This is a genomic window from Enterococcus columbae DSM 7374 = ATCC 51263 (assembly GCF_000406925.1).
GTDB classification, from domain to species: domain Bacteria; phylum Bacillota; class Bacilli; order Lactobacillales; family Enterococcaceae; genus Enterococcus_E; species Enterococcus_E columbae.
In genome coordinates, this window is sequence record NZ_KE136347.1 from 893,930 (window position 1) to 907,935 (window position 14,006).

16 protein-coding genes and 1 pseudogene are annotated in these 14,006 nt (G+C 37.6%); 2 read left to right on the forward strand and 15 right to left on the reverse strand.

What is annotated here, in order from left to right:
• Nucleotides 1-65 precede the first annotated feature (65 nt).
• A complete protein-coding gene (locus tag RK02_RS12515) occupies nt 66-266 on the forward strand; it encodes a hypothetical protein (protein WP_016183011.1) in 201 nt (66 codons plus the stop codon).
• A gap of 12 nt (nt 267-278) precedes the next feature.
• Nucleotides 279-1,511 (forward strand): annotated as a pseudogene (locus RK02_RS04190) (MFS transporter); the annotation flags it as partial.
• A 53-nt stretch (nt 1,512-1,564) separates the two neighbouring features.
• Here RK02_RS04190 and RK02_RS04195 read toward each other — a convergent pair.
• The 15 genes from RK02_RS04195 to RK02_RS04265 form a co-directional block, all read right to left on the reverse strand.
• The gene (locus RK02_RS04195; protein WP_016183013.1) at nt 1,565-2,557 is read right to left on the reverse strand and encodes a P1 family peptidase; all 993 of its coding nucleotides are present in this window, start codon (nt 2,555-2,557) and stop codon (nt 1,565-1,567) included.
• A 164-nt stretch (nt 2,558-2,721) separates the two neighbouring features.
• Nucleotides 2,722-3,441, reverse strand: a complete 720-nt coding sequence (locus tag RK02_RS04200; RefSeq protein ID WP_016183014.1) for a YebC/PmpR family DNA-binding transcriptional regulator — start codon at nt 3,439-3,441, stop codon at nt 2,722-2,724.
• 113 nt (nt 3,442-3,554) lie between these two features.
• Nucleotides 3,555-4,742: a nucleotidyltransferase gene (locus tag RK02_RS04205; protein ID WP_016183015.1), complete on the reverse strand. Its 1,188-nt coding sequence runs from the start codon at nt 4,740-4,742 to the stop codon at nt 3,555-3,557.
• Nucleotides 4,743-4,793: 51 nt separating this feature from the next.
• Nucleotides 4,794-5,522, reverse strand: a complete 729-nt coding sequence (locus RK02_RS04210) for a class I SAM-dependent DNA methyltransferase (RefSeq protein ID WP_016183016.1) — start codon at nt 5,520-5,522, stop codon at nt 4,794-4,796.
• Nucleotides 5,512-5,865 (reverse strand): ribosome silencing factor, encoded by a 354-nt coding sequence (gene rsfS, locus RK02_RS04215; RefSeq protein WP_051074601.1) that lies wholly within the window; start codon nt 5,863-5,865, stop codon nt 5,512-5,514. The genes RK02_RS04210 and rsfS overlap by 11 nt, the downstream gene beginning before the upstream one ends.
• Nucleotides 5,866-5,892: 27 nt before the next feature.
• On the reverse strand, nt 5,893-6,435 hold the full coding sequence (gene yqeK, locus RK02_RS04220) for a bis(5'-nucleosyl)-tetraphosphatase (symmetrical) YqeK (RefSeq protein ID WP_425387155.1): 543 nt from the start codon (nt 6,433-6,435) through the stop codon (nt 5,893-5,895).
• Nucleotides 6,436-6,469: 34 nt separating this feature from the next.
• Nucleotides 6,470-7,105 carry a nicotinate-nucleotide adenylyltransferase gene (locus tag RK02_RS04225; protein WP_016183019.1) on the reverse strand — a complete coding sequence of 212 codons (636 nt, stop codon included), beginning with the start codon at nt 7,103-7,105 and terminating at the stop codon, nt 6,470-6,472.
• 15 nt (nt 7,106-7,120) lie between these two features.
• Nucleotides 7,121-7,432, reverse strand: coding sequence for a ribosome assembly RNA-binding protein YhbY (gene yhbY, locus RK02_RS04230; RefSeq protein ID WP_016183020.1), 312 nt, complete (start codon nt 7,430-7,432; stop codon nt 7,121-7,123).
• 12 nt (nt 7,433-7,444) lie between these two features.
• Nucleotides 7,445-8,557: a ribosome biogenesis GTPase YqeH gene (gene yqeH / locus RK02_RS04235; RefSeq protein WP_016183021.1), complete on the reverse strand. Its 1,113-nt coding sequence runs from the start codon at nt 8,555-8,557 to the stop codon at nt 7,445-7,447.
• On the reverse strand, nt 8,554-9,081 hold the full coding sequence (locus tag RK02_RS04240; RefSeq protein WP_016183022.1) for a YqeG family HAD IIIA-type phosphatase: 528 nt from the start codon (nt 9,079-9,081) through the stop codon (nt 8,554-8,556). Before RK02_RS04240 ends, yqeH begins: the two co-directional genes overlap by 4 nt.
• A 172-nt stretch (nt 9,082-9,253) precedes the next feature.
• On the reverse strand, nt 9,254-10,726 hold the full coding sequence (locus RK02_RS04245; protein ID WP_016183023.1) for an amidase: 1,473 nt from the start codon (nt 10,724-10,726) through the stop codon (nt 9,254-9,256).
• An 11-nt stretch (nt 10,727-10,737) separates the two neighbouring features.
• Nucleotides 10,738-11,259, reverse strand: coding sequence for an acyl-CoA thioesterase (locus tag RK02_RS04250; RefSeq protein ID WP_016183024.1), 522 nt, complete (start codon nt 11,257-11,259; stop codon nt 10,738-10,740).
• A 298-nt stretch (nt 11,260-11,557) separates the two neighbouring features.
• Nucleotides 11,558-12,289 carry an amino acid ABC transporter ATP-binding protein gene (locus RK02_RS04255; protein ID WP_016183025.1) on the reverse strand — a complete coding sequence of 244 codons (732 nt, stop codon included), beginning with the start codon at nt 12,287-12,289 and terminating at the stop codon, nt 11,558-11,560.
• 11 nt (nt 12,290-12,300) lie between these two features.
• On the reverse strand, nt 12,301-12,990 hold the full coding sequence (locus tag RK02_RS04260) for an amino acid ABC transporter permease (protein WP_016183026.1): 690 nt from the start codon (nt 12,988-12,990) through the stop codon (nt 12,301-12,303).
• A 19-nt stretch (nt 12,991-13,009) separates the two neighbouring features.
• Nucleotides 13,010-13,834: a transporter substrate-binding domain-containing protein gene (locus RK02_RS04265; RefSeq protein ID WP_016183027.1), complete on the reverse strand. Its 825-nt coding sequence runs from the start codon at nt 13,832-13,834 to the stop codon at nt 13,010-13,012.
• Nucleotides 13,835-14,006 lie beyond the last annotated feature (172 nt).

Consider the following 14,006-nt stretch of genomic DNA (forward strand, 5'->3'; position numbering starts at 1 on the left):
ATTAGGAAACATTTTGTTACAATAACCCTCGTTGCAACATTTTTTCAATTTAAGGAGGAATTTATTTGTCACAAGTCAATAAAAGAAAAGTTTATCAGCATCCGTTTTTAATTATGTCTAGCTTGTATCTAGGCGCCTTTGTGGGGATGTTTAGCGAAACCTCACTCAATATCGCTTTACCCAATCTATCCAACTATTTCCATACACCATTAAGCTTGATGCAATGGATTGTCGTTGGTTATATGATGGTTATTGGCATTGTCTAACCTTTTGCTAGCTTTTTGATGAAAAATTATAGCATTCGTCATTTAACGTTATTTTCGCTAATTTGTTTTTTAATCGGTTCTTTAATCAGCGCCTTTGCGCCTAGCTTTAGTCTATTATTAATCGGCCGAATGATTCAAGGGATTGGTACTGGTCTGATTTTACCTATGCTCTTTGCTACGTCGATGGCCGTTTTTCCAATTCAAAAATTAGGTTCAGCGATGGGAATTGCAGCCTTAATCATTATGTTTGCCCCCGCGATTGGCCCAACTTTAGCTGGGATTTTATTAGGGGTTGGTAATTGGCGCTTGATTTTTCTATCATTTGCGCTCATCTTAATCATCGCTGTAATTTGCGCCTATTGCTTTATCGAAAGCCCCTTTGAACTAACCAAACAAAAAATCGATCGTTTAAGCTGCCTATTATCAGCTTTTGGTTTTGGGGGAATTATTTTGGCTTTTAGTAATGCCAGCGAATTTTCCTTTGCTTCTATTTTTGTCATTATTCCCTTGATCATTGGGATTGTTGCTTTAATTTTTTATACGAAACGACAATTAACGATGACTCAGCCGATATTAAATCTGAAAGCCTTGAAAAATAAAGGTTTTGTTATTGGCACACTATTAGTCATGTTAAATTTTGGCATTACATTATCTAGCATGTATCTTTTACCACAGATTTTACAAAACGCTTTAAACATTCCAGTAGCTTTAACCGGCATGATCATGTTACCTGGCGGAATTGTTAATGCGATCGTTTCTTTTGCTTCGGGTAAGCTTTACGATCAACTAGGTCCTAAAAAATTAGTTCCACTTGGTTTTGTTATCACGACGATTGGTTGTTTGGCATTTGGACAACTTACTACCCAAGCTTCCATTGTCTATATTATTGCTTGCCATCTGCTTTTAATGATTGGGATTCCCTTATCGATGTCACCTGCTCAGTCAAGCGCCCTACAAGCTTTGCCTCAAGGTTTATCTACTGATGGAAGTACGATTATTAATACTTTGCAACAAGTATTAGGGGCAGTTGCTACGGCTGTAACGACTTGTCTATTACAATTAGGGAGCAAACAGGCCAGCTTTACACAAGAAAGCAAAAATTATATGGTTGGCGCACATTGGGGTTTTTATTTCGCGTTCATTCTAGCAATTATGGGGCTAATTTTAGCCTTTAAGGTCCAAACACCAAGCTATATGCAAAAGAAAAAGAAAAACTATCAAGAAGCGACTATTGATAATCACTAAAAAAAAGACTAGTTGAAGAATGAAGCTTGGTTTCATCACTTCAACTAGCTTTTTTATTGAATCGTTTGATAGCTAGGTAAGCCATAGGCCGCTTTGGCTTGCTTAATGGCTACATAAATTGCTTGTTGCATCACTTGACTGGCCAAATTACCTAAAACATCGATGGCAACATCAGCCACTTCGCCATTAGCAAAGGTGAAGATACTATCGCCATCCACCGAGGTATGCACCGGTCGAATCGCTCTAGCATAGCCATCGTGTGCCATACTAGCAAGCTTTTTCGCTTGGGCTTTATTTAATTTAGCATTGGTCAAGATACAGCCAATTGTTGTATTTTGTCGATTAAAACCAATCGAATTTTTTTCAAATTGCTGACTTAACCATTGATCAGTAGGTAAAAATTCATTTTTCTTTCGATCAAAGCAGCCAGCTAAAACTTGATTATCTGGTGTATAAATATCTCCAAAGGCATTTACCGCAACGATTGCCCCGATTTTTAATGGACCAATTTGTACTGCGTAATGACCAATTCCTGACTTCATTGCATAATCATTTCCTAGACATTTTCCAACACTTGCACCTGTTCCAGCCCCAACATTTCCGCAAGCTAGCTTTCCCTTAAGGTTGACGCTTGCTTGACAAGCTTGATAGCCCATCTTCGCATCCGGGCGAATATGACTTTCACCAACTGCTAAATCGAACAAACAGGCCCCACAAACAATCGGAACCTTGCCCACACCGACATCAAAGCCAATCTGCTGTTCTTCTAAATACTGCATGATTCCATCGGCTGAAGCTAACCCATAAGCACTCCCTCCACTTAAAACAATGGCATGCACCTGTTCAACCGTATTGATTGGATCAAGCAAATCTGTTTCTCTAGTGGCGGGCGCACTCCCTCGAACATCCACCGCTGCTGTGGCCCCCTTTGGATGCAAAATGACCGTACAGCCCGTCGCCGCCTGTTCATTTTGAGCATGACCAATCGCAAAACCGATATCTAAAATATTGATTTCGTTTAATGCTACTTCTTTGTTTTCAATCATGATTCACACTGCCTAATCAATTATGTTGGCAGCTGCCTTCCTTTCGCATTAACAGCTCTTATTAGAGCGGCTTAAATATACATTTAAAGAGAAAAATGTATTCTCTTGTTAAAACAAAAACAGATCGCGAATCTTTGTTGATTCAACGATCTGCCAATTAAATCTTATTCGCCTAAGTCTACATTGTGATAAACGGATTGAACGTCTTCTAAATCCTCTAAAACATCAATCATTTTTTCAAACTTAGTTAAATCGTCCCCACTTAAGGTTACTTCATTTTGTGGAATCATTTGCATTTCAGCTACACTAAATTCAGTAATGCCTTTTTCTTTTAATGCTTCTTGAATCGCATGGAAATCAGTTGGTTCACCGTAAACGATGATTTGTCCATCTTCTGAAGTAACATCACGAACATCGATGTCTTTTTCCATCAAGAATTCCAAGATTTCATCAGCATCTTCGCCGGCAAAACCAAATAAAGCTGTGTTATCAAACATGTAACTAACGGCACCAGTTACTCCCATGTTTCCACCATTTTTACCAAAGGCCGCACGTACATCAGCTGCCGTACGATTCACATTGTTCGTTAGGGTATCAACAATTACCATTGAGCCATTTGGTCCAAAGCCTTCATAGCGTAATTCTTGATACTGTTCATCGCCGCCACCTTTTGCTTTTTCAATCGCACGATCAATAATATGACGTGGAACATTATATGTTTTTGCTCTTTCAATTACAAAACGTAACTTTTGGTTTGAGTGTGGGTCAGGATCACCTGATTTTGCTGCTGCATAAATTTCAATACCAAATTTAGCATAAATTCGGCTGTTATTTGCATCTTTCGCAGTTTTCTTCGCTACGATATTTGCCCATTTACGACCCATAATTTCACTTCACTTTCTATTATTTTCAATTATTTAACAAAAAGGTCCTTACTTATTATACTTTGCTTAGCAGTGATTGTGAAGTATTTTATCTATAATTCAGCAGATTTACCTTACAAATCTGCAGGCATAATCGGTAAGCGCCCAAAATTTTGTTCAGCAATCGTCGGTTTGGCTAGCTGATAAATACGATCGCTTTTGATTAATAGTGGCATTTTTAAAGCTGCCGATTGACTCATCCTGGTAATAATAGGATATTGGCAAACTTTTTTTTGCTGACGTAGATATTCTTGACCTTTTTCACTAAATCCCAGCACATGCAAGCTTAGCTGCGCATGCTGCTTTGTCATTGCTGCTTTTTGGATATTTAATAAAACATAAAGTAATAAACGCTGCAATCTAACCTGAGTATAGCGTTTTGATTTTATGGCCTGAATGAGCTGCGCAAAGCTAGTCACCTCAGTAATCACTTGTTTTAATTTATATTCTAAGCCATCGACCATTTGATAAATCTGAGCAAGTTCTTCAATCGTACTACTTAATATTCGATATTTCAAATAGGGAAAATAATCTTCCCAGTTAACCGCTTGTTCTTTTAAATCAACAAGTGAGCTATCCGGTAAAAAGTCCTCAATTGCCTGCTTAGCAAAAAAACTCTTGCGGATCGCGCTCGCACTAGCAATGTCTAACATTTTTGGCTGAGTTAAATCAGGTAGTGTTTCGTCATGATAAGCCGCCTGTAGTCGTTGAATGGGTAATAAAGTTAGCGGTCGCTTCAGCTTCGCATTCGCCTGAGCATAAGCTAAGGCTAAAATATGATTTGGTTGATTTGGCTGAAAGGTTAGCCTTGAATCAAAGCGACTAAAGACTTGCATCATTTTTTGAGCATAAGTAAGCTTTGGATCGTCAATAGCTTGAAAAATTGCATTTAATTCCTCTTGGCGTGAAGCAAGTAGTTGGCCTAAGCTTTGATAATCAAAAGCTTGTACTTGATCCGTACCAAAACATAATATTTCACAGCCTAAAGCATGCAAAAGCTTTAGGCCACCTGTAGCAAAATAATCAGCCGATTGTACCGACCATTCCACCGGCAATTCAATGACCAAATCTGCCCCATTAGCCAATGCACTTTTCGCTCGATGCCATTTATCAATAATCGCTGGTTCGCCTCTTTGTAAAAAATTGCCACTCATCACTGCAATCATCACATCTGCGTTACTTTTTTGTTTGCTCTGTTTAAGATGATACAAATGTCCATTATGAAACGGATTATATTCAACAATCATGCCACAAGCTTTCATTCAATCCTCCAAAAAAAGTGATTGAAAGCCATAGCTTCAATCACTAGCATTTTATTTATAACAAACGAAAAACCATCGACGACTCTTCTCGTTTGGCTCACTATCAATGAAATCTGCATAAGCCTCAACTTTACTAAAGCCAGCATTTTCTAACATTAATAGATATTGATTTAGCGGATAGGTCCGTTCTTGATGAATCTCATCCCGACGCTCAAAGTGCCCATTTTCATTTTGAACAAAAAAGGTTAAAAAATGCTCAATGCTGTGTTGATTTTCACCCGCATAGCTATCCCATAAAAAAGCAAAATCTTCCGTTTGATAGTGATAACTATAATTTGGAAAAACCTCATCTATTTGATAAGTTGAATGAACGTCAAAAATAAAAATCCCTTCATCTTCTAATATTTGATAGACCCCATCAAAAACTTGTTGGACCGCTTGCTCATCTTCCATATAGCAAATCGAATCTGAAAAACAAGTAATTGCCTCATAGGTTTCAATATCGGTTAAATCAAGCATATCGCCTTCAACAAATTGAATCGCAACCTGCGCGTCTTGTGCACGCTGAGAAGCAATCATTAGCATCTCCTCAGATAAATCCAAAGCAGTGACATCAAAGCCTTGTTTGGCAAAATCTACTGCCAAGGCACCCGTACCACAAGCCAGTTCTAAGATGCGCTTACGATTTCCTAAAAATTGTAACGAAAAATCTAACCATCTTTGATAAAGACTAGTATCCATTACTTCATCATAAACAAAGGCGAAGGTCTCATAGGCCATTATTATTCACAACCCACTTTTCAAGATTAACAATCGGTGCATCAGACCAAAGCTTCTCTAATTGATAAAATTCACGTTCAGCTTGATTGAAGACGTGAACAATGACATCACCTAAATCGATTAACACCCATTTAGCTGCATCCTTACCTTCCACTCGTCTTACTGGAATCTGCGCTTTTTCAGCCTGTTCAATCACTTCATCAACAATTGCTAAAATTCGACGATCCGTATTTCCTGAACAAATAACAAAATAATCAGCTAATAGTGAAATCCCTCGCACATCTAAGGCAACGATGTCTAATGCATGTTTATCGTCAATCGCCTTAACTGCTACTTCTAATATTTCTGTACTTTCGATGGTAAAAACCTCCTATTTCTTTACAACCCACTGATTGTAGGTTTCTATTGTTTTTGGATAAATCGGTAATTCTTTTTTTAATAAAAACTGCAAGGTATGCTTCGTTTCATAAGCAACGGCTGCAGCTAAATTGGTTAACGCAAGCTGTCTAGCTTCTTGTACACCTGGAAAATCACGATTAGGCTCAACATAATCAGCGACATAAATGACCTGATCTAATAAAGACATCTTAGCAGCACCGGTTGTATGCACACGAATCGCTTGGAGAATTTCTTCATCCTCAATGCCTAATTCCTGACGTACAAATTCTGCGCCCACTATGCCATGCCAAATTGCATTATCCCAGTTTAATAAATCCGGATCCATTTTCAATTTCTTAATCATAAAAATGAATGCATCATCGCTTCTTTCTTTAGCATAATCATGGGCTAAAGCAGCGATACTCGCTTTATTGGGGCAACAACCGTACTTTTTAGCTAAAGCAACAGCCATTTCCTCTACTCCAAGCACATGACGAAAACGCTTCTCGCTCATTTGCATTTGTACTTGTTGCATAAGCTGTTCACGAATGGCTGGGGTATAATTTTCACTAGATATCTTCAAGATAAAGACCTTCTTTTTGAATATATTCTCTTACTTTTTCAGGTACTAAATATCGAATACTACAGTTTTGAGCAACTTTTTTACGAATCATCGTCGAACTTAAATCCATCATCGGTGTATCCAACCAAATAATCGGATAATCCGAAGTTACTGGATAATCTGGCCGTTTTACGCCAACAAATTGTACCAACTGCAATAATTCATCAATTCGATACCATTTTGGTAAGTATTCGACCATATCCCCACCGATAATAAAATAAAAATCAGTATCAGGATAGCTTTCAGTTAATTCCTTCATGGTGTCGTACGTATAGCTTTTACCCTGGCGCTTTAATTCAATCGTTTCAATCGCTAATAATGGATTATCTTCAATAGCTAATTCAAGCATTTTTAAACGATAATGCGCCGGAATCGTCGTTTTTTCATCCACATGGGGTGGTAAAAACTCTGGCATTAAATAGACTTTTTCTAAATTTAAAGCCGTGCCGACTTGATCAGCAATCATTAGATGGAGTTGATGTACAGGATTAAAATTCCCACCTAGAATGCCCACTTGTTTGCGTTTAGGCGCAAGACTTACCTGCGGCATGGCAATAGTCTCAGTAATCAACTGTCTATTCATATAATCCTTCCTTAATTATAGTAATTTAAGCTGCTGTGTAAAGCGTTGATATTTTTCTTTTGAAGAAGCCTTGTATAAAACCAACACTCGACCAATCACCTGTACAATTTCACATTGTAAGGCCTGTGCAATCTGCTTGGCCGCATCTTCAGCAATTTCATCCGTATTTTGTAATAAGGAAACTTTAATTAATTCACGTTTTTCTAACGCTTCACCAATTTGTTTATTCATCGCATCATTTACGCCACCTTTACCAATCTGAAAAATTGGTTGTAAATGATGGGCTTGACTACGTAAAAAACGTTTTTGTTTTCCGGTTAAACTCATTTATTTTCCTCCTTAAATTAGGGCTTTGCGAATAATCACATCGACACCCTTTGGCGCCCAGCCAGCCACAATTGCTGGTTGACTGACCGTAATCCAACCTAAGCCAGCAAAGACAATATCGGTTTTTTCTTTAATTGAAAATTCAAAACGAACAAGCTCAGGAAATGCGGTGATTTCATCAGCATGTGGTGGCTGTAATAAAGCGCCCACATGTTTTTGATAAAACTCACTTGCTCCTTTTAACTTAGTTCGATGAATCGTTAAATCATTTGACACATAAGCGATAAATGATGAACGAGCACCACTAACAAAATCAAAACGAGCCAAGCCACCTAAAAAGAGGGTTTGTTCTGGATTGAGCTGATAAACCTTGGGCTTGATTTCTTTAGTCGGTGCAATTAGCCGTAAATCCTTTTTACCTAGATAATGCGCCATTTGATGACGATGAATAATCCCTGGTGTATCAATTAAAAACTGACCATCATCTAAAGGAATTTCAATTTTATCCAAGGTCGTTCCTGGAAAACGTGAGGTAGTAATCACTTCTTTTACGTCAGCAACCTGGGCGATAATTTGATTAATCAAAGTAGACTTACCCACATTAGTTACCCCTACTACATACACATCACGTCCATTTCGATAATGTTCAATCGCTTCTAGGATATCCTGAATTTCGCTTTTTTTCTTAGCGCTAGTTAATAAAACATCGACTGGCCGTAAGCCCAATTCATGTGCTCGTTCTTTCATCCATTGAATCAAGCGCCCTTTTTTCAAGGACTTCGGTAATAAATCCACCTTATTTCCAATCATCAAGACTGGATTGTTACCGACAAAGCGATGAAGTCCAGGAATAATTGAACCATTAAAATCAAAAATATCGACTACATTGACAATTAAAGCATCCGTATTGCCAATTTCGTTTAACAACCGTAAAAAGTCATCATCAGTTAGTGAAACATCTTGAATTTCATTATAGTGACGCAAACGAAAACAGCGTTGACAATAAACTTCACCACTAGCCAATCCTTTTTCCAGTGCAGCTTTTGGGGTAAACCCTAATGCTTGCTGATTTTCTGTTTGAATCGCTACCCCACAGCCAATACAATGTAATTGTTCTTCACTCATACTAACTCACCTCGCCATTTCATTTCTGGATTATTTTTTAGTAAATGACGCATCACAATTTTTTCACGCCAACGATTGATTCGTGTATTCCAAGCATCAGTTTGAACAATTGGTCGAACCAAAACTGACCTTACCTTTGCCGCATGTGCTGCGCGAATGTCAGTCATCAGCTGGTCACCAACCATTACCACTTCCTCTGGCAGCAAATCCAAAGTAGCTAAGGCTTTTTTAATACCATAGCCAAAGGGTTTCATTGCTCTTGAAATAAATGGTAAATCAAAACTGGCAACTGCTCGTGCAACCCGAGGCGCCTTGTTATTAGAAACCACAATAACTGGAATGTCTGCTTGTTTCATAGTAACTAACCAATTACGTAGCTCTTTAGTTCCATCTGGGTTATTCCAAGCAATCAAAGTATTATCTAAGTCCGTTAATACTGCTTTAATTCCATATTTTTTTAATTGATGAGGAGTAATTTGATAGATCGATTCTACCATCCAAGTAGGTTTGTATTTTGAAAACATAATTGCTCCTTTATTCCAAAAAATCGAGGAGTATCTTTTCGGACACTCCTCCATTTGAAAATTATACACTATTTTCAGTCTTTTTGCTAGCAATTCTAAAGACTAAGCTTTTCCCTTTACTTTAATCTTACAAAGGGAACAATCCACTAAACTTCAGTACATGCAACAAAAGCTAAGCCTGATATGCTTTAGGCAAAATAAAGCGCTGATTTTGCTCAAATTGCCGACCAATCATAAACAAGAGATCTTCACGACCCTTTGCGGCCATAAATTGTATGCCTTGAGGTAGTCCTTGTAAAGAAAGGCCGGTTGGCAGACTAAGCGCTGGTTGACCCGTTAAATTGGCTAATTGGGTATAAGGCGTTAAGGCTAAGCTCTTGGCAAACATATCATAGACTAATGCTTCTCTTTGAGCAAATGAAAGAGTATGGGCGTGAAATAATTGTTCATAAACCTCTGTACTAAGAAATGCGGTCTGTAAATGTGGCGCACAATCAGCTGTTGTCGGTGTTAAAAACAAATCATAAGTTAAAAACAATTGCTCCATGCTATCGGCAGCTTCATCCCAATATTCCAAGCTTTGCACATATTGACTAGCTGACATGCTTTGACCTAACTGATAGATAGCCCACGTCATCGGCTCCATATCATCAAGAGTAAAATGACGGTTAAAGGCCGTTTCCATCTGACTAAACATAGCAGCGGTATCTGCCCCATTCATACGATAATATTGAACCATTAGTTCAGGTAGATTAACTGGATACTTGATTTCTACTACTTCATGACCTTGATCGACTAAAAACTTTACAGCAGCTAATACGGCATCTTTAGCTGTAGCTGAAACATTTTTAGCTACGGGCGATTCAAGGCAATAGGCAATTTTTAACTTTTTAGGTGGCAAGGCTTGTTGGTGTCGCCATTCACATGCCGGCGCTTGATAAGGAGCGGCCCCTTGGCTGGTTCGCATTTGATAAAAAAGACTTTCCGTATCACGCATTGAAACCGTTAAAGCAAAAGAAATCGAAGCACCCTGCCAGCCACGCCAGCCATTAGGTCCTACCGGCATCGTTCCTCGTGTTGGCTTTAAGCCAATCAAACCACAAAAAGAAGCAGGGATCCGGATAGAGCCTCCACCGTCACTGGCTGTAGCCATTGGGAAAATACCAGCTGCCACAGCACTAGCTGCTCCACCACTTGAGCCACCTGAATAATAATCTAAATGCCACGGATTTTTACATATTCCATGTAAGGCAGAATCAGTAATATTTTTAAATCCATATTCTGGAATATTCGTCTGACCTAATGGAATCATCCCTAATTGTTCAATTTTATTAACAAAATGATTATTACTTTGTGCTCGACTGTTGGCTAAAAGCCTTGAGCCAGCTGTATTTAACCAGCCTTTTTTATTTTGACCTAGTCCTTTTAAGGGAATCGGTAAATATTGAAAAGGCGAACGAATCGCCTGCACTTGATTCATTTTTTGATAATAAGCCAAGGCTTCATCAGGATTAAATGAAATGAATGCATTGAGCTTAGGCTGCCAATCTTGATATTTTTGCGTAATTTCATTTAAATATTCTTCAAAGCTAAACTGTTTCTTTTGTAGCTGTTCGCTTATATATAAAGCATCTTTTATCCTCATCAGATCACCTCTTACCAGGGAATATTGGTTGATAGCTGGGCAGCAAAATCTTTATACTGCTCACGTTCGTCTAAGCGTGCGCTACGTCTTTTTTCATAACCTTCACAGACCAGTTTTTCTTCATCCGTCTCTGGGACAATTTTAGGCACGGTAAAGTCTACTTCCTCGTTCATAAAAGAAGGTACCGCTACAAAAGTCGTAAAACAAGTTGCTGCTAAATAGCGCTCACCAGTCACTAAATCTTCACCGACAACTTTGACAAACACTTCCATTGATTTATGATGGGTTCCCGATACAAAAGTTTCAATACAAACCGAATGATTCGCATGTAACGGCTTTAAGAAATTTAACGAATCAATCGAGGCGGTAACGGCACCTCGCCGGCAATGTCTAGATATTGAAATAGATGCTGCGTCATCAATCCAGGTCATTAATTTTCCACCAAATAAATAATCAAACGGATTTAAATCGAAAGGAAAAACGCGATGTGTTTGAATTACCTTTGATTCACGACAATATTTAAACTCACTCATATAATCATTCCTTTTCATTTAGTCCAATCAGCTAAATGAATTATAACATAAGCCGAATGAATGCTCGTAATATTCTGTCTAGTAACAATATCTCGATAATTATTCAAATAAATTTTATTTTAAATCATACGCTATGCATATCATTCCTTTATCAAATAAGCCTAGCTAACTAATAAAATCTTTAAGACTCTCGAAGTTTCTGCAAAATTGACACTAGTTTGCTTACAGCTGATTGACTTATAAAACTGCTTTAAACAAAAAAACCTGCAGGAAATACTCCTACAGGTAAAATTTATTCTTACAGCACCTTACTTAAAAAGTCTTTGGTACGATTATGTTTTGGATTACCGAAAACTTCTTCAGGTGTACCTTCTTCGACGATATAACCACCATCCATAAAGACAATGCGATCTCCAACTTCGCGTGCAAAACCCATTTCATGCGTGACAATCACCATCGTCATTCCTTCTTTTGCCAATCGTTGCATAACAGCTAATACCTCGCCGACCATTTCTGGATCAAGGGCAGAAGTCGGTTCATCAAAAAGCATCACATCAGGTCGCATAGCTAAAGCTCTAGCGATAGCAATCCGTTGCTGTTGTCCACCAGATAAAGATTGTGGATAGCTATCTGCTTTATCCGGTAAGCCCACTGTTTTTAAAAGCTCTTTGGCATAGCTTTGAGCAGCTTGTTTGTCTTCTTTTTTCACTTTAATTGGTGATAAGGTAATATTATCGATTACTGACATATTAGGAAAAAGATTGAAGTTTTGGAATACCATCCCCATTTTTTCACGCATCTTATAAATATCATTTTTAGGATCGGTAATGTCTGTTCCTTCAAAAGAAATCTTACCCGACGTGGGTACCTCTAATAAATTCATACATCTCAAAAAGGTACTTTTACCTGAACCTGATGGACCGATAATCACCACAACTTGTCCTTGTTTGATTTCATAATTGATATCCTTTAATACTTCATTATCACCGAACTTTTTACTCAAATGTTCTACTTTAATAATTGAATCCATCATCTATCCTCCTATTTTCGATAGCCTTTGCCAAGTTTTTTCTCCCAAGCATTCAAAATACGTGAAGTCGTGAATGTTAGAATGAAATAAATAATAGCAGCCACATATAGAGGGGTTAAAGGAATATAAGAAGTACTAATAACGATTTGCGCACTATTCATCAATTCATAAATACCAATGGTCGAAAGCAACGAAGAATCCTTAATTAATACGATAAATTCGTTCCCTAGAGGCGGTAAAATATTTCTAAGCGCCTGAGGTAAAATAACATATCTCATCGCTTGTGCTGGTCGTAAACCAAGCGAAGCTGCTGCTTCAACTTGACCTAAATCAACTGCGCTAATTCCCCCACGAACAATTTCAGCAACATATGCCCCAGAGTTTAGCGAAATAGCGATAATTCCTGGAAATAGACGACCAAAATCCAAACTTAAAACCCCAAGTGAAACAGTCGGTAACTTAAACAATCCTTGCAACAAGCCAAACGCAATCAAAATTTGCACTAACATTGGTGTTCCACGAAGCACCTCGATATAGATATTCGCTAGCCAACGTAAAGGTTTTAGCTTAGAAAGCTTCATTAAAGCAACTACTACCCCAATGATGGTTCCTAATATAACTGTGATAATTGAAATAATTAAGGTAATCATCGTACCTGAAATAAAGTACGGATAAAATTCCTTTAAGAAAGAAAAATCCATTTTAATTTAGTACTCCAATCTATTTTTTCGCTTGGCTTTCAGCTAAAGCTGAATTTTTTTCAACGAACTCGCTGATTTTATTTTCGTCTTGTAATTTTTTAATTACTGCATTAATTTTAGCTTTTAATTCTTTACTATCTTTCTTCATCGCAATGGCATAAGATTCATCGTCACTTGATTTCAAAGGTGCACTAGCAATAGCTAAATCAGGATTTTGAGCAACATAAGCCTTAGCAACTGCACTTTCTAATACTAAAGCATCGATTGACCCTTGTTTCACTTCAACGATTAAATTCGGTACCTTAGCTAAAGCCACAAGTTGTGCCTTAGGTAATTGAGATGTAACCACTGATTCTTGAATAGAGCCTTTTTGTGCGCCGATTTTTTTATCTGCTAGACTTTCAAGATCTTTAAATTTATCAACATTTTCTTTTTTAACAACGACTAATTGCTCAGGCACGAAATAGTTATCAGAAAAATCAAAGCTCTTCTTACGTTCTTTGGTTGCTGAGATACCAGAAATCGCTACATCAGCCTTTCCTTGATCTAAAGCAGTTAAGACTGCATTAAATTCCATATCCATAAATTCTACCTTTACACCTAAATCCTTAGCAATTTCATTTGCTAAATCGACATCAGCCCCAACAATTTTATCCTTACCATTGCTTACAGTATGGAATTCAAATGGTGCAAAGTCAGCAGAGGTCGCAACTTTAATCACTCCTGCATCTTGAATACTCTTTAATTGGTTCGCATCCGCTTTTTTCGCAGCATCACCATTACCACAGGCAGCTAAGCTTAAAGTTAAAGCAGCTAAACCTAAAAATCCTAAAATCTTTTTCATATCAAACACTCCTTATTTTTATGCAACTTTTATTAATAATTTGATTATATATGCATATTAACACATCATTCGCAAAAAATAAATAAAAATATTCATTTTTTTGCAAAAAAATTTATTCCAAAATATGTAAACCTTTTCAGTATAAATATAAAATGAGTATAAAAACCGGTCT